This window comes from Aquimarina algiphila (assembly GCF_007489275.1).
Lineage (GTDB): Bacteria > Bacteroidota > Bacteroidia > Flavobacteriales > Flavobacteriaceae > Aquimarina > Aquimarina algiphila.
The window spans coordinates 39,698-59,119 of record NZ_VLNR01000019.1; the positions used below are offsets into that span (position 1 = coordinate 39,698).

Consider the following 19,422-nt stretch of genomic DNA (forward strand, 5'->3'; position numbering starts at 1 on the left):
TCTATATCTTCTTTTCTGCATAGGTATTGATCACACTTTTACCCAGTTGATACATATGCACCTCATCAGGGCCGTCTGCAAGGCGAAGCATACGTGCTGCTACAAAGAAATGTGCTAATGGAGTATCAGGCCCAACTCCCATACCACCATGAATTTGCATAGCTCTATCTATAACTTTTAATGCCATATTGGGTGCTACAATTTTGATCATTGCAATTAAGTCTTTTGATACTTTATTTCCTGCTTTATCCATTTTATCAGCTGCAGAAAGAGTTAATAATCTTGCCTGTTCTACTTCACATTGTGATAGTGCAATCTCTTGGCGTATACTACTATAATCTTTAAATGTCTTACCAAAAGCAATACGTTCTGAAGCTCTTTTTGACATCAACTCCAAAGCTCTTTGTGCCATTCCTATCAACCTCATACAATGATGAATTCTACCTGGCCCTAAACGCCCCTGGGCAATCTCAAAACCTCTTCCTTCACCAAGAATCAGGTTTTCTTTAGGCACTCTTACATTCTCAAGTAAAATTTCGGCATGTCCTTCTGGAGAATCATAAAATCCAAATACAGATAGAGGTCGAATAATTTTTAATCCAGGAGTATCCATAGGAACCAAAATCATACTCTGTTGTTGATGCCTTGCTGCTTCCGGATCTGTTTTGCCCATTACAATAGCGATCTTACAGTGAGGGTCCATCCCCCCAGAGGACCACCATTTACGACCATTAATCACATAATCATTTCCATCTCGTCTGATTGAAGTTTCAATATTTGTAGCATCAGAAGAAGCCACTTGTGGTTCTGTCATCAGAAAAGCAGAGCGAATATCTCCGTTCATTAAAGGTTTTAACCATTGTTCTTGCTGATGAGAAGAACCATATTTTGCCAAGACTTCCATATTTCCTGTATCAGGAGCATTACAATTAAATACTTCTGATGACCATAGAACGCGCCCCATGATTTCTGCCAAAGGTGCATATTCTAAATTGGATAAACCAGGACTTAAGCTCCCATAATTTTTTGGTAAAAAAAGATTCCATAACCCAGCTTCCTTGGCCTTTATTTTTAATTCATTCATGCCTGACCAACGTTGCCAACGGTTATTGGGGTCATAAACAAAAGTGCTCACTTCCTTTTCTACTGGGAGAATGTGCTCTTCAAAAAAAGCAGTAAGTTTTTGTTGAAGTGAGGTTATTTTTTCTGAATACTCGAAATTCATGCTTTACAATATTTAAATGGGTAAGATCCTTCTTTTTCGGAAAGAATATTTGGCAATCAGCCTGCTATCATGTATCCTCCATCTGCATTATAAACACTACCTGTCATATACGATCCAGCATCTGAAGCCAATAAACATACTATTCCCGACATTTCATTTGGCATACCCATCCGAGAAGTAGGTAACGTCTTTTCTATTTTTTGAAGCAATTTTTCATTTTGCCATAATGCTGCACTAAATTTGGTTTTAATCAGTCCCGGACAAATTACATTTGCACGAACACCATATTGTCCCCATTCTTTTGCTTGATTCTTTGTCAACATTAATAAAGCTGCTTTACTGGTACTATACAACCCTAGGCCTGCGCCCGGATGTAAGGCCTCTACCGAGGCTATATTGATAATACTCCCTCCTCCTCTTTCTTTCATAGAAGGTAAGGTCAAATTGGATAATGCCCATGGCGCTTTAACATTAATATCCATAATCTTATCAAAAACACCTTCCTCTGCATCTTCAATAGGTCCATATATTGGATTTATAGCAGCATTATTTACCAAAATATCAACACCTCCAAAATGCGCTGTTGTTTTTTGAATTAGATGCTCTCTTTGATCTGCTTTTCCTATATGACATGCTATTCCTATTGCTTCTAAACCTGCTGATTTAAATTCTGATGCAACTTCATCTACAGCATCCTGACTTCTACTACTTATAACGACCTTAGCGCCATGCTCAGCCAAACCTTGTGCTATAGCTTTTCCTATTCCTTTACTAGAACCAGTTATAATAGCTACCTTCCCTTCTAGATGAAATGATTTTTTTATACTATCCATTATGGGTTATTATGGTATTTAAAAATTAAACGACTTAATTAAAAACTTCTTGCTCTCCTGCTATAGTGAGAATTTCTTCATTCATAAGAATATCTGCAAGACCATTAGTTTTTGGTAATTCATATTTAAAATAGAATTTCATAGTATGAATCTTACTTTCATAAAATTCCTCAGTATACTTTTTCTGAGCCGTTATTAATGCATTTTTAGAATGACATGCGATATCTAACCATACCCATCCCATTGTTATATTACTAAAGAATTCCATAAAGGGGGTAGCATCAGACAAGAAACGTTCATAATCTCCTTTTTGAGCAAAACCTATTAAGAACCCTATTACTTTTTGTGCCAATTGTAATTTATCTCCAAGTTTTGCAGCATACTTCTTTAGTTCATCATATTTAGAAGCCTGCTCTATGGTTTGCATAATCTCATTAGTTAATAATTTGAGGGCTTTACCATTCTCCATAAGTAGTTTTCTACCTAATAGATCTTGTGACTGAATTCCTGTGGTTCCTTCATAGATAGAAAATATACGAATATCTCTATGGTATTGTTGTAATATAAAATCTGAACAAAATCCATATCCTCCTAATACTTGTACTCCATTAGATACGGCTTGTGCTCCCATTTCTGATGGATATGTCTTTACCATAGGAATAATCAATTCTAATAGTAATCCATATTTCTCTTTTTCGTCTTTATCCTGAAGTGTTTCTTTAAGGTCAAAATACTTTGAAGCAAGAAGCACCAAACTTAGAGAACCTTCTGCAACAGCCTTTTGTAACAATAACATCCTTCGTACATCTGGATGATTTATAATTAAGGTTTGTCCTTGTTCTGGGTTTTTCTTTCCATCGCTTGCTAATTTTCTTCCTTGCGGACGCTCTTTTGCATATTGTAATGAAGCTTGATATGCCGCCATTGTAATCGCAGCAGCTCCTCTACCGACCGCTATTCGAGCTGCATTCATCATCATAAACATATATTTTAATCCTTGATGTGCTTCTCCAACCAACCAACCGTGACAATCATCTTTATCACCAAAACCAAGATGAGTTGTACAATATCCTCGTTGACCCATTTTCTGAAAATCTGCCACTGTCGTTACATCATTTGGTGTAAGGTCACCGTTTTTGTCTGGTCGTTTTTTAGGAACAACAAATAATGATATTCCTTTGGTTCCCTGAGGAGCTCCTTCTATTCTAGCCAACACCAAATGCACCATATTTTCTGCATATTGATGGTCTCCTCCAGAGATAAATATTTTTTGTCCAGAAATCTTATAATGACCTTTATCAGATGGTATGGCTTTAGTCACAACATCAGATAAAGAACTTCCAGCTTGTGGTTCTGTAAGACACATGGTTCCTCCCCACGCTCCAGAAAGCATCTTAGGTACATAGATCTCATTAAGATTAGCATTCCCAAAATGTACAATTAACTCAGCAGAGCCTATAGTGAGACCTAAATATCCTGGTAAATGATTATTAGCAGCATCTTGAATAAAAGCCGAAGCTGTATATACCATCATTGGCAATTGTAACCCACCTGCATCATAATCAAAAGTCCCAGAGATAAGTCCCATTTCTCCGCTTTTTTTCATTATAACATCCACCTGCTTATGAACGATAACTTTACCATCTTCATAATAGGCAGGATGTTCATCCATCTCTTTGATATATGGAAATAATTCTCTGTCAGAAAACTCTTTAACCGAGTCTATAAACATATTTAGAGATTCTTTATCATGATCTTTAAAGCGATCTTGTCTTACTACATCTTCTAACTCATGTACATCATATAAAAGATACTTAAGCGTTTCTATATCAATATATTCATTAGCCATTGTGTGAAGTTTTTAGAAATTGAATACTAATTCTTCACTAAAGTTCGGTAATATTTAAGAAATTCTAATTAAACCTGTTTAATAAATATCAAATTTTAGATACTCTTAACTTTTTATACCATATCTAATATTTTATTACGAATAAGACCATCTTAATCCTCATGAACTAAAAAATTATCCTTTCTCGCTTAATCGCTTTCTTATTTTTGAAAGTCCAACTGGTGTTAGTCCAAGGTATGAGGCAATTAAATATTGTGGGACTCTTTGGAAAAGTGTAGGGCGTTTTTTTAATAACTCCAAGTATCTTTCCTGATTAGTAAGGTTTCTATGTTGATTGATACGCTGAAAATTAATTACGAATGTTCGTTGCATTGACAATCTACCAAAACGCTCTAGCTGATGTGAATGATCAAACACCTTCTGTTGATCTGTTTTTGAAATGGTATATACCGTGATATCTTCTAATGCTTCTAGATAAGCTACAGAAGGAATTTCTTGTATATAAGCATATAGATCAGTAAAGAAATAGCCTTCGGTAAAAAACTCCATGACTCTAGTAGTACCCTGTTCTACTGTATAATAAGAGACACAACCTTCTTTCATAAAATAAAAATCTCCAATATATTGATCTGGTTTTAATAGAAACGCGCCTTTTTTAAAAGTTTTCTTTCTAAAAAACCGAAGTCCAAACTCCATATCAGAATCGCATACCTCTGTAAATGATCTTATTTTCTTTTTTAAGTCTTCCAAATTATTATTATCTCTTCAACGAAAGAACAAAATATTTATTGATTTGCAAAAGTAAACTACCAATCTATTAGATAAATTAAATATTAGAGTAATGTTTAAAAACCTAACATAAGACCGCTCTATCCATGTAGTCAATTTTACGGTTTTACCGTAAAAAAAACTTAACAATTGTTCGTAGCTTTAGGGTAGCTAATTAAAACCTATATGCACCAGCATAAGGAAGGATATCAAATACCCCATCCCATGTAGTGCTTACCCCCTATGGATACACTTAATTTTTATCAAATATTAATTTTTCTATTTCAAGGGTTTGTTGTTGCTTTCCTTATTTTACTTCTGTTTCGGTTACGAACTATGATTGGCTTAGGGATTTTATTTACTTCACTAGGATTATTTCAATTTATACAAGTTTTTCTGGCAAGTACACTCTATTTTGAAATATCAGATCTTATTGTAGTTTCACCGGGTTCATCGGTTTTATTTTCTGCTACACTTTTTTCAATACTGCTAATTTACATCAAAGAAGATGCTATTACTGCCAGAAAATTAATATATGCTTTAGTTATTGCCAATGCTGTGTTGTGCTTTCTTTTACTTTCCTTTAGAATGAATATTGAAGGCGCTAACAATTATAATCCTTTTGACGTTTCTACTGATTTTTTCTATACCAGTGTGCTTGTACTATTCATTGGGACAGGTATACTTTATCTAGATTCTATATTGATTATTTTTTTGTTTGAATATATCTCTAAACGTACTTCAAATCTGTTCTTTCGGATATTAATAACAATGGTGTTGGTCTTAAGTTTTGATGCTATCTTTTTCACCTTGGGATCATTTAGGTTTTTTAAGGATATTGAAAAGATTTTATATTCTGGACTCGCCTCCAAAAATTTCATGGCAATTTTTTATAGTATCATTTTTACGATTTATTTAAAATATTTTGAAAAAGAAGAGTATCAAACTAATTATATAACTTTCAAAGATATTTTTCATTCTCTAACTTATAAACAGAAATTTGAGGTAGCCGAAAAAGCCGTTCAACTTACAGAAAGTAGGTATCACACATTAACTAATCTTGTCCCTGTAGGTATTTTTATGACTCTTGCTGATGGTAAAACTACGTTTGTAAATCCAAAATGGTGCGATATCTCTGGAATATCGGAAAAAGATGCATTGGATGATGGATGGTTAAATGCCGTTCATCCTGATGATCGAAAAAAATTAAAAAAAGGCTGGTATAACGCTGCTGATAAAAGAGAAGCTTCTGACGCAGAATATAGATTTCTTAAACCTGACGGCTCTGTTATTTGGGTATTAGGCCAAGCGATTCCAGAATATAATGAGAATAACCAAATTATTGGATACGTAGGAACAATAACCGATATCACTGAGATTAAATTATATGAACTCGAATTAAGCAGATTAAAAGATAAAGCAGAAGAAAGTGACAGGCTTAAATCTGCTTTTTTGGCAAACATGAGCCATGAAATCCGTACACCAATGAATGGTATACTCGGTCTTGCAGAACTACTAAATGAACCTAAATTATCTGGTGACGAACAACAACTCTACTTAGATTTAATCAAAGAAAGTGGGGCCCGAATGCTAAACATCATTAGAGATATTATTGATATTTCTAGAATAGAAGCCGGTCAGGTAAAAATATCTATTGATACTATTAATATCAATGAACAAACTCATAAATTATATACCGCCTTTAAACCATTAACAGATAAAAAAAGTATTATTTTATCACTATCCAATGGACTATCGACAGAAGACGCCAGCATCAATACAGATAATGAAAAACTTCATACAATTTTAAACAATTTGATGAAGAACGCAATAAAGTATACTAGTGAAGGTGGTGTCGAATTAGGATACCAAAAAGAAGGTGAAAATTTACTTTTTTATGTAAAAGACACGGGTATTGGTATTGCTAAAAATCGTCAAAAAGCAATTTTTGATCGGTTCGTTCAAGCAGATATAGAAGAAGATCGTTATGCTCTAGAAGGTGCTGGTATAGGATTATCAATTGCAAAAGCTTATGTTGAAATGTTGGACGGTAAAATTTGGTTAGAAAGCAAAAAAGGTATGGGTTCTACGTTCTACTTCACTATCCCTTTTTCCAAAAATTGAATAATACTTAAAAAAACCGTACTACTTAATTCAAAAACTTTAGGTTAAATTATCCTTCAAAAAAAGTAATAACTCAAGGATATTATAGCCGTCACTTCATAATACAAAGATTCATATGTATTGAAATTCAAATATTTTAGAAAAGAAAATTATAAAATCAGTACATATAAAATTAGAGGCATGGTAACATTTTATTCTTTTACAACACATACTTGTATACTTTTATAAGTTCTCCTTATCAAAAGTAAATAGCTAATTCGTTGATTTTATGTTTATAAAGAAAATTTTATATTCGCAATATACCTAATGCCCTTAGTTTATGTTTAGAAATCCTTTTTCCTTCTCGGGAAGAATCCGTAGACTCGAATATGGTTTGAGTTATATTATATTTTTGGCTGCTTTTTTTATGATGGGAATGATAATTGAAGTTTTTGATGAAGCAGAGTCTTTATTCTTCTTAATTATTTTACCTGGGTATTGGTTTATAATTGCACAAGGAACTAAACGTTGTCATGACCTCGGTAGTAGTGGCTTTTTTCAATTAATTCCTTTTTATGGACTGATCATGATTTTTGGAGAGGGACAAGATGGAAATAATAGATATGGGTATAACCCAAAAGAAAACCATATTCCTACTACTCCAAAAAAACCTTTTCAATTTAAAGTTGCCTTACCCAAAAACAGAACTATCCTTGATATTGGTAATGAATTATTATGTATAGCTTTACTTAACACTCTATTCGCTATTATTATTAAGAATTACATACAATTAGAAGGAATTCGGTTATTACTCATTGGATTCTCTTTTATACCATGTTACTTCCTATTGTTAGTTCTTAGTCATAAAAGAAGTGCTTTACCTAATTTAAAGCCTTATCTTTTTAGACATAGAGTGATGTACGCAATTATCATTTATGTTCTTATTCAACTATATAATTTGGTCTTTCTAAATTTAGATTTCAGTGTTGATACTATTGTATCCGGAATCTTTCTTATACTCCTAATTACGGGAATCACATACATTCCTTTTTTGATCTATCCTCGATATTTTAAAAATGAAGTTAGTAATGACGAAAGAAACAATTCAGAAATTATAAAATATTGAACATTTGAAACCAAAATACTACTCTTATACTTCTTTATTATTACTTGGGTTAATTATTTTTTTTGGCTACATCAACAGGATTGTTTTAAAAGAATCAATTATGTGGTCTGATCGCAATTTGGTATGGACAGATTTTGAAATTGTATCTGATATGCAGGACGGTTTTGATGCTTCTGTCTATTCAGAGATTTATTGTCCAAATCGAATTACATCAACAGATTCTAAAGTATATGCATATATGGATCCCAATCAATCCGAACGGCTATTAGATACTTTATATGACCAACAATTGTTAAAGCATGAGCAATATCATTTTAATATAACAGAATATTATGCTCGATTAATGCGTAAAGAAATTGTAAAAAAAGGGCGAAAAAAAATATCAAAATCAGAGTTAAATCATATCTACGAAAAATATGAGATTAAACGAGATAGTATGCAAGAAGTATATGATAGTATCTCAGAACACAACACAAATCAACAACAGCAACGCTATTGGGAGTTAAAAATTGATGGCCTTCTTCGTCAGACAGCATATTATCAAAATCCAGATATCCTAAGCTATCAAAATTATATCAAAAAAGACACAGAGTATTTTAAACACATATACCATACATTAGAACATAAAACTCTCACTGCATATCCTGTTAGTGATATAAATCGTAAATATGGTAAATGTTACCAGGTAATAAGAAAAGATAATGAAGTAATTATAAAATTTTACAGTAATGGAAAATTAATCAATGGAGGATATTTTGAAACTGCAATAACCAAAATCACTCGCCCAACAGATAATTCTTTGGAGATGCATTATTATAATGCTGATCATAGTTATAATACTAAATTAAAACGCACCATTAGCAAGGTACATTGGAATATTAATAAGGATATGACAATCTCCTATTTTGATTCAAACAACACTCCTGTCATTTATAAAGCTGTACATAAAATATTGTGGAAAAGAAACCCAAAAAACAATAATTTATATGCTACATATTATGATATTGATGGTAAACATATTACAAATAGAGATGGAGCACATCACGAAAGAAGAGCATTTGACACTCAAGGAAGAACGGTAAAAATAGAGGCTTTTGATGATAAAAACAATCCTATAAATGACAAAGATTATATCTCTGTTTATGATTACGTTCTTGATGAATATCATAAAATAAAAAGGGTAAGATTATACAATAAAGAAGGAAACTTTGCAACTCATCTTGATGAATACAACATACATTATATATATGATGAACGAGGGAATTTAGAAAAATCAGTCAACCTGGATCAAAATGGAGATCTTATTGAAAATAAAAATAGTATTTGTACTTATGAATATACAAACGATTTAAATGACAATACCACAAGTGTAAAACGATATAATGCCAATGAGTTACCAACTACAGGCTATGATGATTATTTTCATGAAGTAATCGATTATGATACAAAAAATAGAATTCTGTTTAAAGCTAAATACCATCCTAATTATGTACTAGTATTTGACGATGTTAAAAATGGAGCTTTAAAATATGAATATGATAACGACTCTATTTACTATACTTACAATACAGATGCATTTAATAATATTTTTAACAATGGCCATGGTGTGGCCGTAACAAAAAGACATACAAATAAGGGCGGTCATACCATAAAAGAGGTTTTTATGGATTCGCAAAAATGTTTTGCTACTTCTGAAGAAGGAATCGAAACACTTTCTTATTCTTATGATAATAGAGGAAATTTAATTAAAAAAGCAGGATTAGATTCTATTGGTAATCTAAAACCATTTAGTAAAGATATAGCAATAGTGCGTTGGGAATACGATAATCAAAATAATAGAACAAAAACCACCTATTATAATGTAAATGATCAATTAGCAAATGGAGAGCAAAATGTTGCCTATAAGCTTTTCAATTTTAACAAAGACAATATGCTTGTTGAGCGTTTAAATTACGATAAACATATGAAACCTGCTCTTTATGACGACGTATTTAGAACAAGATTTTATTATGATAAAAAAGGTAAAGACACATTAGTGCTAGGATTTAATATCAGAAATCAGCCTATTAATGGTGTGTCAAAAACAGTTTCAAAGTATAGTGAGTATGGTAAAGAAATTCGAAGAATTTACTATAACTCCAAAAATAGAAGAACAAATAATTATAATGGGGTAAGTGCAATTGAGTATTTATATGATGATCTTCATCGATACATTGGATACCGTAATTACAATCAATATGATCGACCTACAAACGATTGGCAAGGTGTTTTTTCAGAACAAAGAGTTTTAAATCAAGCTGGTTATATTACAAAATTCTCTTACTTTAACAAGTATCAAAAGCCTGTTATAGGACCTGATGGATACCATAGTATCAAATATATCTTTGATGATTCACATTTTATTACCAAGGAAAGTATGTATGGAACCGATAATGCACTAAAATCTAATAGTTATGGGGTGGCTATATATGAATATACCAGGGCTATTTCTGGTCTTATTCATAGTATTAAATACTATGATGAAAATAAAGAACCGATTGAAGCATCAGATGGCGCTGCCGAATTGCACTATAAACCAGATATGAATGGTTTGTACTATTTAGATAAAAAATATAATGCTGAAGGAGAGGAAATCATTGAAAAAGAGAATGAGGACGAAATTAGCAGTGAAGAAGAGACTCAAACAGAAAAAAAAGATCAATAAAATTATAGCAACCTATAATCAAAGAAACACTTAATTTAAGTTACTCATCATAATCAAAAATCTAATGAAAAAACTCACATACAAAGTTATAGAAGATGAACAAACTCTCGTTTACGAAGAAGTATACAACTCCAAGAATGAAGTTATCTATTACAAAGATTACCAAGCTAATCCACATGCAGAGAAAAAAATAACGTTTAACGATTTAGGTCTACTTGTCGAAGAAATTGATCTTAGTGATGGTAATGAATTAAACAGATTAGAACTTATATATGATAAAAATGGAAGAAATACTGAAAGAAATTTCTTCTTTGGAACTGATCTATATGAAAAAGTTATCACAGAATACTCAGAATCTGGACATGTAAAAACAACCTATCAAGACGGAGAAGAAGTAAATAGATTGGTAACTGAAACTAAGGGAAAAAATTATGTGAGTAAATTTTATCAAAACGAAAAACTCATTGAGAGCCAATTTTCTGAATATGATACGGTTAACAAATGTAATGAAATCAAAATCTATGACGGTGACAACAATTTAATTGTCATTAGAAAAGAAACCTATAATCATGCCGATGAAGTTGTAAATATTGAAGATGTTAATGAAAATGGTAATCTATTATCTGAACATACTTATGAGATTGAAAAAGGACTAACTCTTAAAGAGGTACATAGAGATTTTAGAGCAGGAGAAAGTGAATATAACATCTCAAGAGAATATGATTTTAATAAAAACCTGATAAAAATGGAAGTTAGAGCAGCAAACAATCATTTAATTGAATTTTATCTTTCTACTTATGATGATAAAAATAGGTTAGCCGAGGAAAAAGGGGTTTCTAATGGTAGTTTTAATGCTATATATGGTTCATATACCAATGGAGAAGAATATCATTTCATACACAAATATGAAAACTAAACTTTTCAAGAATATTCTATAGATTTCCAGCATTTGGATAAAACGACATATCCCTTTTTTAAATGCTATAAAAAAGGGATATGTTGTTTATTATCTTTTGAACTATAATTTATTATTCCATTCGGGTGATTTTTGCACCAATTGCTCTTAAACGTTCATCAATATTCTCATACCCTCTATCTATTTGCTCAATATTATGAATTATTGATGTTCCCTTTGCGCTCAGCGCTGCAATCAACAAAGAAATTCCAGCTCTAATATCTGGAGAAACCATAGTTGTAGCTTTTAATGTGGACTTAAAATCATGACCAATAATTGTCGCTCTATGAGGGTCACATAATATAATTTTTGCTCCCATATCGATTAACTTATCAACAAAGAACAAACGACTTTCAAACATCTTTTGATGTACCATTACCTCTCCTCTAGCCTGTGTAGCTACAACCAATACAATACTTAATAAATCGGGTGTAAATCCAGGCCATGGTGCATCAGCAATTGTCATAAATGATCCATCTATATAACTTTCTATCTGATATCCATTGTTATGTGCCGGAATATAAATATCATCTCCTACTTGTTCTAATGTAATACCCAATTTTCTAAACGTATTCGGTATCAATCCAAGATTATCCCAACTTACATTTTTAATTGTAATCTCACTTTTGGTCATTGCTGCTAAACCTATCCAAGATCCAATTTCAATCATATCTGGTAATATTCTATGGGTACATCCAACCATTTCTGTAACACCTTCGATGGTTAGTAAGTTCGAACCTACTCCTTCGATTTTTGCTCCCATGCTATTCAGCATTTTACACAATTGTTGCAAATAAGGTTCGCAAGCAGCATTATAGATCGTTGTCGTTCCTTTAGCCAAAACAGCTGCCATTACAATATTTGCTGTCCCGGTTACAGAAGCTTCATCAAGTAACATATACGTCCCTGTTAAACCTTCTGGCGCTTCTACACCATAAAATCGTTCTTCTTTATTATATCTAAACTCTGCCCCGAGGTTAATAAACCCTTCAAAATGAGTATCTAATCGTCTTCTCCCTATTTTATCACCACCTGGCCTAGGAATATATCCTTTACCAAACCTAGCTAATAAAGGTCCAACAATCATAATAGATCCTCTTAGCCCACTTCCTTCTTTTTTAAAGCGTTCACTCTCTAGATATTCAAGTTTAAGTTCATCACTCTTAAAGGAGTATTCTCCTTTTCCCAGTTTTTTGATTTTTACACCAAGATTTCTTAGGATTTCAATAAGTTTATTGACATCTCGTATATCAGGTATATTAGAAATTATAACTTCTTCTGGAGTTAATAATACTGCACAAAGAATTTGTAAGGCTTCATTTTTTGCTCCTTGAGGTGTAATTTCCCCTTTAAGCTGATGGCCTCCTTCGATCTGAAAAGTCCCCATGTACTTGTAATAATTAGTGGTTAATAATTGGTAGTTGGTAAAGATTTAGTAGCGTTTCTTTCCGCGATTATTGCCTCGATAATTCTTTTTACCACCGCTATTGGTATTATGTTTTTTCTTTTTCCCTCTTAAAAGATTAGATGAATCTGTTAAATCTTCATTACTTCCTTTTAAATTGATTTTACCTTCGCTTAATTCGAAAAGATGGTTAAAAATCGCGCTATCTTCGACAGTATCCTTATTCCAGTTCAAGTAGCATTTTTTCATATGATTCGCAATAGTCATGGTAAGAGCATTTTTTAAATCTCCTTCTTCCCAGCCATTCGCAACATCGATCATTCTTTTTATATTATTTCCGTAAAAACGATACTTAGGGAAATTTTGAGGATACTTAAGAGGTTCTGGTCTCTCTTGTAATTTTTCTTTTGTTAGTACAGGAAAAGGAGTATCAACATCAAGTTTAAAATCACTCATTATAAATAATTGATCCCATAATTTATGTTGGAAATCTGGTACATCTCTAAGATGTGGTTGTAGGTTTCCCATTACTGCTATAATAGACTTAGCGACCTTATTACGTTCTTCTCTATCCTCAATAGCAATTGCATGATTGATCATTTTTTGTAAATGACGACCATATTCTGGTATAATGAGCTTTTCGCGCTCGGTGTTATATTCTAAAGTGTTAATATCCATAAAATGTATGTAAAAATTGTGTAGAAATAGTTTTAAAAATCAATATGTATAAGTGATATCATCTAGATTTCCTGAAGAGTAATTATATGTAATACACATATAAACTTCTATTTGACAATTGATTATTTTATAGACTATTCTATATTTTGTTCCGCAAAATACTAAAATAAAACAAGTAAGTTATGGTCAATACTAAATTTATTTACCGATAACAGGCTCTATAATCTACTTTAAGAATTTTTATCTCCTTTTTAATTTAAACTTAACAGGAAACCATATTTCTTAAAGTGAAATTACACCTTCTACTTTAACAGCAACTTCTTTATATTTAGTAATTACCTGATCTGGGTTTTTCATTCGTACATTAATCGATACACTTGTATATTTTCCATTTTTAGATTTTTTTGTAGTAATTACAGCTCCAAGGTTATCAAAAATGGTTTCAATTTGTCCTATTTTTATAGTGTCAGTTGGTACAATGAACTTATATAAATAAGCGGTTGGCCAAAGTGCTGTATCCGCCAATTGCACTTTCAATTTTTTGTAAAATTCTTCTTGATCTTTCATATGCTGCTTAAATGCAAAATTCAGGCCAAAGATACAGTTTATCACATACAAAAAGAATACTCTTCCACTTCATTTTTAAGAAGGGAAGTTACTTTTCAACAAGGTGTTATATTCTTCTTGAGTATCAACATCATACCCTTTACCACGAGCAGAAATAGTTTGTACATTATTGATATGTTTTTTGATTATATATCGTGCTCCAAAATCCTCTTTTAACTGTAATAATTCTTTAAAATATTGTTTTGTGATAATCGCTGGGACTCCTATTATTTCATTTAGATCTGTAGCTATAATCATATTAGGGTTTTGATTAGATTCTATGATCAATCTATTAAGATGTTTTGCATCAAGTAAAGGCTGATCAACTAGGGAAATTAAAATGGCTGAATATGTCAAAATGTCTCGTTCGAGAGCTTCAATTACCAAACGAATAGAGCTCCCCATCCCTAATTGCCAATTTTCATTTTTAAGTATAGTTATCGGAAATTCTTTAACCGTTGGGTAGATTTGATCATAATGTGCTCCTAAAACAACATATGTTTTTACGTTTTCCAACATCATTCCTTGCTGTATAGCATGCCCAATCAATGTGGTCTCTCCCCAAGCTAATAATTGTTTTGGTTCTCCCATCCTACTAGAAGATCCTGCAGCAAGTATAACATGAGCTATTTTAGATTCGAGTAGAAACGACATTTATACTTTTCCTTTTAGGATCATCATGAATTGCTCCTTTTTTTTCTTGTAATGGAATTGGAGTTTGATTTCTTATTGTAGCTAAAACTTCAGCAATAATTGAAATTGCTATTTCTTGTGGTGTCTCTGCTCCCAGATTTAAACCAGCTGGCCCATGGATCGAATCCAGAAATTCATCAGCAACTTCTGGAAAATATTCTATAAATGCAGAAAGTAATTTCTCCCGACGTCTTGCAGGACCCAATAATCCAATATATACTGGTTGAGTATCTTTTATCGCTTGAAGGTATAACAAATCTTTAGCAAAGTTATGAGTCATTAAGACAATAGCTGTTTGATCATCTATATTATCAAGACACAACTCTTCTGGTGTAGCATTAATTACTCGTGTCACACCAGGAAAATCTTTAAGATGTTTAGGATGATGTGGAGAACCTATAATTTCAACCTCCCATCCTGTCATAGATGCTAATTGACCTAATTTAACCGCATCATGCTCTGTACCAATAATCACTAACCTGAAACATGGTTGTATTTCTCTTTGAAAAAAATCAAAAGATGCATCTATTCTCGTATTTACTTTATTTGAAAAAACAAATTCTTGATTTTCTTTAAACAAAACAACAGATCCCATCATAGAGAGATTTTTTTCTGCTTTTGAATACCTTGATTTTATTTCAAAAGGCGTTCTGGATTTTAAATGTTTTTGAACAGCTTCTATACCAAAATTGTCCATCTCAAAACGTTCTATCAAAATATACAACAAACCCTCACAACCTAAACGATATTTCCCGTCATAAGTCATTACTTTGGGAGATCCTGTTTTAAATACAGATTGTGCTTGTCGCAATACTTCTTTCTCCACACATCCACCACTTACAGCTCCAGTCACTGTACCGTTTTCGAGTATAAGCATCCCAACCCCTGGCCTTCTATATGAAGAGCCTTCTACATCAACTACAGTTGCCATAACAGCAGGAATACCCTGCTGCCTGGCTTTATAGTAGCATTCTATTATTTCTTTAAATTCGTGTGTCATAAAAGTACTATCCCAAAGGAGCTTTGGTATTCATATTCTTAATGAAAGGTTGCTTATATAAACGTATTCCCTTAGCTGCTTTTATTGCATTCGCAACTGCTGCTCCTGCAGGAGGTAACGTAGGTTCTCCTAATCCTGTTGGTGCAATATCACTTTCTATAAAATGAGTTTCAACTACTGGAGTTTCATTAATACGAATTAAACGATATGTATTAAAGTTCGTATCCTGGGGAGTTCCGTCTTTGAAAGAAAAGTCTCCATACATGGCATGACCTACTCCATCAATTACTCCACCTTCTATTTGGTTTTTTGCTCCTAGAGGATTAACCACAATGCCACAATCTACTACGCAAGTAACTTTTTTGACTACCGGAATATCATTCTCCAATACAACATCTGCTACTTCTGCAACATGTGTATTGTGACAATAATACGCACTAAACCCTTGATAAACACCTTCCTTTTTATTGCCCCATCCTGATTTATCTACAGCAACTTTAATTACATTTTCTAATCGTTCTGGAGAATATTGAATCCTTTCATCTGTGGTTCCTTTTACTTTTTGTAATAAATCCAAACGAAGTTGTATACGATCAACTTCTAATACTTCTGCCAATTCATCAAAGAAACTTTGCTCTGCAAAAGATAAAAAGTTAGTATACGGTGCACGCCACGCTCCCGTAGTAATTTTACTATCATAATTTGCTACATCTACCTGATAATTTTCAACAGCTCCAGCAGGGAAAAAATTAGGTATCAGTCCATACATATTCGAATTAATAGAGGCTTCTTTAAGGTGATAACCTGTAATTTTATTATCCTTAACAGATGCACTGATTTTATATTTTATGGCAGGTCTATATATCCCAGCTGACATATCATCTTCTCTGGAGTATACTACTTTAACAGGTTTTTGAGAAATTTTAGATATTTCTGCTGCTTCCAGTGCAAAATCGCCATATAATCTTCTACCAAAACCACCTCCCATTCTAGTCATTTCTACAGAAACATCTTCTACATCTCGCTCTAACAAATCTGCAACTCTTTTTGCCGTTCCTGCAGGAGTTTGTATAGGTCCTACCAAGCGAACTTTCTCTGGAGTAACATCTGCAAAGAAATTCATAGGTTCCATACAATTATGTGGTAAAAATGGAGATTCGTAAGTTCGTTCAATTACTTGGTCAGCTTCTGCAAATGCTTTTTTCACATCTCCATCCGCCCTTAATGTATTAAACTCAGAACCTTCTAAAAGGCTCTTTAAGATTTTATCATGCTCTTCTGTGCTTTCTAATTTTGAATCAGATGTCCAATTTGCTTCCAAAGCTTTTTTACCTTTCATCGCTGCCCAGGTAGAAGTTGCTAAAACAGCAATTTTATCCCCAAATTTAACTACATCCTGCACTCCTGATACCGCTTTGGTATTAGTATCATCAAAATCTACAAGCTTTTTGCCAAAAGAAGGAGGTCTTAATACAGAAGCATATACCATTCCTTCTTCCTTATAGTCTAATCCATAAAGTGGTTTTCCTGTAGTAATCTTATCAATATCTACATTAGGAGTATCTTTTCCTATTACACTAAAATTCTTAGGATCTTTTAGCGTGACATTTTCTGGCACTTCGAGAGTAGCAGCAACTTTAACTACTTCTCCATAGCCCAATTTATCACCATTTGCATTACTAATTACTCCATTTTCTGTTTTACATTCTGATGCATTAACTCCCCATTGTGCTGCAGCTGCATTAATTAACATCTGTCTTGCCGTTGCTCCTGTTTGGCGCAATGGTTCCCATCCATGTCGTATGGATTGGCTTCCTCCAGCCACTTGTCGAGTAAAATTCTTGGTATCCAGAGCTCCTTGCTCAACATGAACATTCTCCCAAGAAACATCCAATTCTTCTGCAATAAGCATCGGCATGGATGTTTTAACTCCTTGACCTATTTCTGGATTTGGAGAAAAAATAGTAACCATACCATTATCTGCTATTTTGATAAAGGCATTAAAGTCATTAAAATTTAGCTGAGAAATATCTACTGGTGGAGTTGCTTCAGGTTTGCATGACTGAAATAGATTAAACCCAATTAACATTCCGCCTCCAGCTAATGCTGAAGTCTTTATAAAAGACCTTCTACTAAAGGAAGGTGATATATTATTTTTCATTTTGTGAAGATTTAAATGGGTTAACTCAGTTTACTAGCAGCAACCTCTACGGCTTTTTCAATTCTATTGTATGATGCACACCTACAAATATTACCACTCATAGCATCTCTTATTTCAGATTTATTTGGGTTAGAATTCTGAGATAGAAAAGCTGCGGCAGACATCATTTGTCCCGCCTGACAATAACCGCATTGTGGAACATCAACTTCTTTCCATGCCTGTTGCACTGGATGTGAAGCATCATCAGATAGCCCTTCAATTGTAGTAATTTCCATATCTTCAACCATCGAAACCTGAAGCAAACAACTTCTTGTTGCAGATCCATCGACATGTATGGTACATGCTCCACATTGGCCAATACCACAGCCAAATTTGGTTCCAACCATATCCAGGTGATCTCTTAACACCCATAAAAGAGGTGTATCTTGATCTGCCTCAACAGTATGAGACTGACCATTTACTTTTAAATTATAAACTGGCATGAGTTTAAGTTTTAGGATTTGTTTTTAACTAGTCTAAATAAAGCAATATTACATGAATTGCTATTGAAAGTACTAAAAATTAGCTTTGACAAAATCAACTTTAACAGACCTTTATATTAATATTAATAACCTTAAAGATTTGGATCTTAATATCGGTTTGGAATGATGTGTTTTATCCATTTATTATAAAGTACGGTTACATACAACTACAAAAACTTTGAAGAACTTCTTTTAAAAATCCTTTTATAATTCCGAAATTTGTATAAAAATATTGATTTGGCTAAAAAAAGAATTGTAATTACCGGAGGTCCGGGTACAGGAAAAACTTCTGTTATCGTTAAACTGGAAGAAGCTAATTATTTTTGCTTTCATGAAGTTATAAGAGCAATGACCCAAGAAGCAAAAGAAAAAGATCAATCAACTACCTTTGCTTCAAATCCAATTGTATCTGTATCTGACCCTCATGAGTTTAACCTGCAAATTCTTAAAGGCAGAATACAACAATTCACAGATGCAACATCAAAAAAAGATGATATTCTTTTTTATGATAGAGGAATACCAGATGTTTTAGCCTATATGGATTATTTTGATCAATCCTATAATGACGATTTCGTTAATGCATGTAAACATCACATGTATGATATTATTTTTCTATTACCTCCATGGAAAGAAATTTATATCTCTGATGATGAACGATATGAAAGTTATGAGCAAGCACAAGAAATTCATCATCATTTAAAAGATGTTTATAATCGATTAGGGTATGATTGTATAGAAGTTCCTTTTGGAAGTGTTAAAGAACGTTTAGACTTTATTCTTAAAAAAAGCATATAG

At 32.7% G+C, this 19,422-nt stretch carries 16 protein-coding genes; 5 read left to right on the plus strand and 11 right to left on the minus strand.

Going from position 1 to position 19,422, the window contains the following annotated elements; translation table 11 throughout:
- Position 1: 1 nt before the first annotated feature.
- From FOF46_RS11000 to FOF46_RS11015, 4 genes are all read right to left on the minus strand, one after another.
- A complete protein-coding gene (locus FOF46_RS11000; RefSeq protein WP_109437746.1) occupies positions 2-1,225 on the minus strand; it encodes an acyl-CoA dehydrogenase family protein in 1,224 nt (407 codons plus the stop codon).
- A 56-nt stretch (positions 1,226-1,281) separates the two neighbouring features.
- Complete coding sequence (locus tag FOF46_RS11005; RefSeq protein ID WP_143916495.1) at positions 1,282-2,058, minus strand: SDR family NAD(P)-dependent oxidoreductase; 777 nt, start codon at positions 2,056-2,058, stop codon at positions 1,282-1,284.
- 34 nt (positions 2,059-2,092) lie between these two features.
- Positions 2,093-3,907 (minus strand): acyl-CoA dehydrogenase family protein, encoded by a 1,815-nt coding sequence (locus FOF46_RS11010; protein WP_143916496.1) that lies wholly within the window; start codon positions 3,905-3,907, stop codon positions 2,093-2,095.
- A 174-nt stretch (positions 3,908-4,081) separates the two neighbouring features.
- On the minus strand, positions 4,082-4,657 hold the full coding sequence (locus FOF46_RS11015; protein WP_109437749.1) for a Crp/Fnr family transcriptional regulator: 576 nt from the start codon (positions 4,655-4,657) through the stop codon (positions 4,082-4,084).
- 261 nt (positions 4,658-4,918) lie between these two features.
- Here FOF46_RS11015 and FOF46_RS11020 point away from each other — a divergent pair, with 261 nt between their 5' ends.
- From FOF46_RS11020 to FOF46_RS11035, 4 genes are all read left to right on the plus strand, one after another.
- On the plus strand, positions 4,919-6,799 hold the full coding sequence (locus FOF46_RS11020; protein WP_143916497.1) for a sensor histidine kinase: 1,881 nt from the start codon (positions 4,919-4,921) through the stop codon (positions 6,797-6,799).
- 319 nt (positions 6,800-7,118) lie between these two features.
- Entirely contained in the window at positions 7,119-7,904 is a 786-nt protein-coding gene (locus tag FOF46_RS11025; RefSeq protein WP_109437751.1) for a DUF805 domain-containing protein, read from the plus strand.
- Between the two features lie 100 nt (positions 7,905-8,004).
- Positions 8,005-10,608, plus strand: a complete 2,604-nt coding sequence (locus tag FOF46_RS11030; RefSeq protein WP_208746770.1) for a hypothetical protein — start codon at positions 8,005-8,007, stop codon at positions 10,606-10,608.
- A gap of 64 nt (positions 10,609-10,672) precedes the next feature.
- Positions 10,673-11,524, plus strand: coding sequence for a hypothetical protein (locus tag FOF46_RS11035; RefSeq protein ID WP_143916499.1), 852 nt, complete (start codon positions 10,673-10,675; stop codon positions 11,522-11,524).
- Positions 11,525-11,636: 112 nt separating this feature from the next.
- Here FOF46_RS11035 and murA read toward each other — a convergent pair whose 3' ends face one another.
- The 7 genes from murA to FOF46_RS11070 all read right to left on the minus strand — a co-directional run bounded on the left by murA (position 11,637) and on the right by FOF46_RS11070 (position 18,588).
- Positions 11,637-12,950 (minus strand): UDP-N-acetylglucosamine 1-carboxyvinyltransferase, encoded by a 1,314-nt coding sequence (gene murA, locus FOF46_RS11040; protein ID WP_143916500.1) that lies wholly within the window; start codon positions 12,948-12,950, stop codon positions 11,637-11,639.
- Positions 12,951-12,995: 45 nt separating this feature from the next.
- Positions 12,996-13,646: a DUF4290 domain-containing protein gene (locus FOF46_RS11045; protein ID WP_109437755.1), complete on the minus strand. Its 651-nt coding sequence runs from the start codon at positions 13,644-13,646 to the stop codon at positions 12,996-12,998.
- Positions 13,647-13,928: 282 nt separating this feature from the next.
- A complete protein-coding gene (locus tag FOF46_RS11050; protein WP_109437756.1) occupies positions 13,929-14,213 on the minus strand; it encodes a DUF493 family protein in 285 nt (94 codons plus the stop codon).
- 75 nt (positions 14,214-14,288) lie between these two features.
- Positions 14,289-14,906: a nucleotidyltransferase family protein gene (locus FOF46_RS11055; protein ID WP_143916501.1), complete on the minus strand. Its 618-nt coding sequence runs from the start codon at positions 14,904-14,906 to the stop codon at positions 14,289-14,291.
- On the minus strand, positions 14,884-15,945 hold the full coding sequence (locus FOF46_RS11060) for an XdhC family protein (protein ID WP_143916502.1): 1,062 nt from the start codon (positions 15,943-15,945) through the stop codon (positions 14,884-14,886). Before FOF46_RS11060 ends, FOF46_RS11055 begins: the two co-directional genes overlap by 23 nt.
- 7 nt (positions 15,946-15,952) lie before the next feature.
- Positions 15,953-18,106: a xanthine dehydrogenase family protein molybdopterin-binding subunit gene (locus tag FOF46_RS11065; RefSeq protein WP_143916503.1), complete on the minus strand. Its 2,154-nt coding sequence runs from the start codon at positions 18,104-18,106 to the stop codon at positions 15,953-15,955.
- A 20-nt stretch (positions 18,107-18,126) separates the two neighbouring features.
- On the minus strand, positions 18,127-18,588 hold the full coding sequence (locus FOF46_RS11070; RefSeq protein ID WP_109437760.1) for a (2Fe-2S)-binding protein: 462 nt from the start codon (positions 18,586-18,588) through the stop codon (positions 18,127-18,129).
- 276 nt (positions 18,589-18,864) lie between these two features.
- Between FOF46_RS11070 and FOF46_RS11075 the strand changes: the two genes are divergently transcribed.
- Positions 18,865-19,422 carry an AAA family ATPase gene (locus FOF46_RS11075; RefSeq protein ID WP_109437876.1) on the plus strand — a complete coding sequence of 186 codons (558 nt, stop codon included), beginning with the start codon at positions 18,865-18,867 and terminating at the stop codon, positions 19,420-19,422.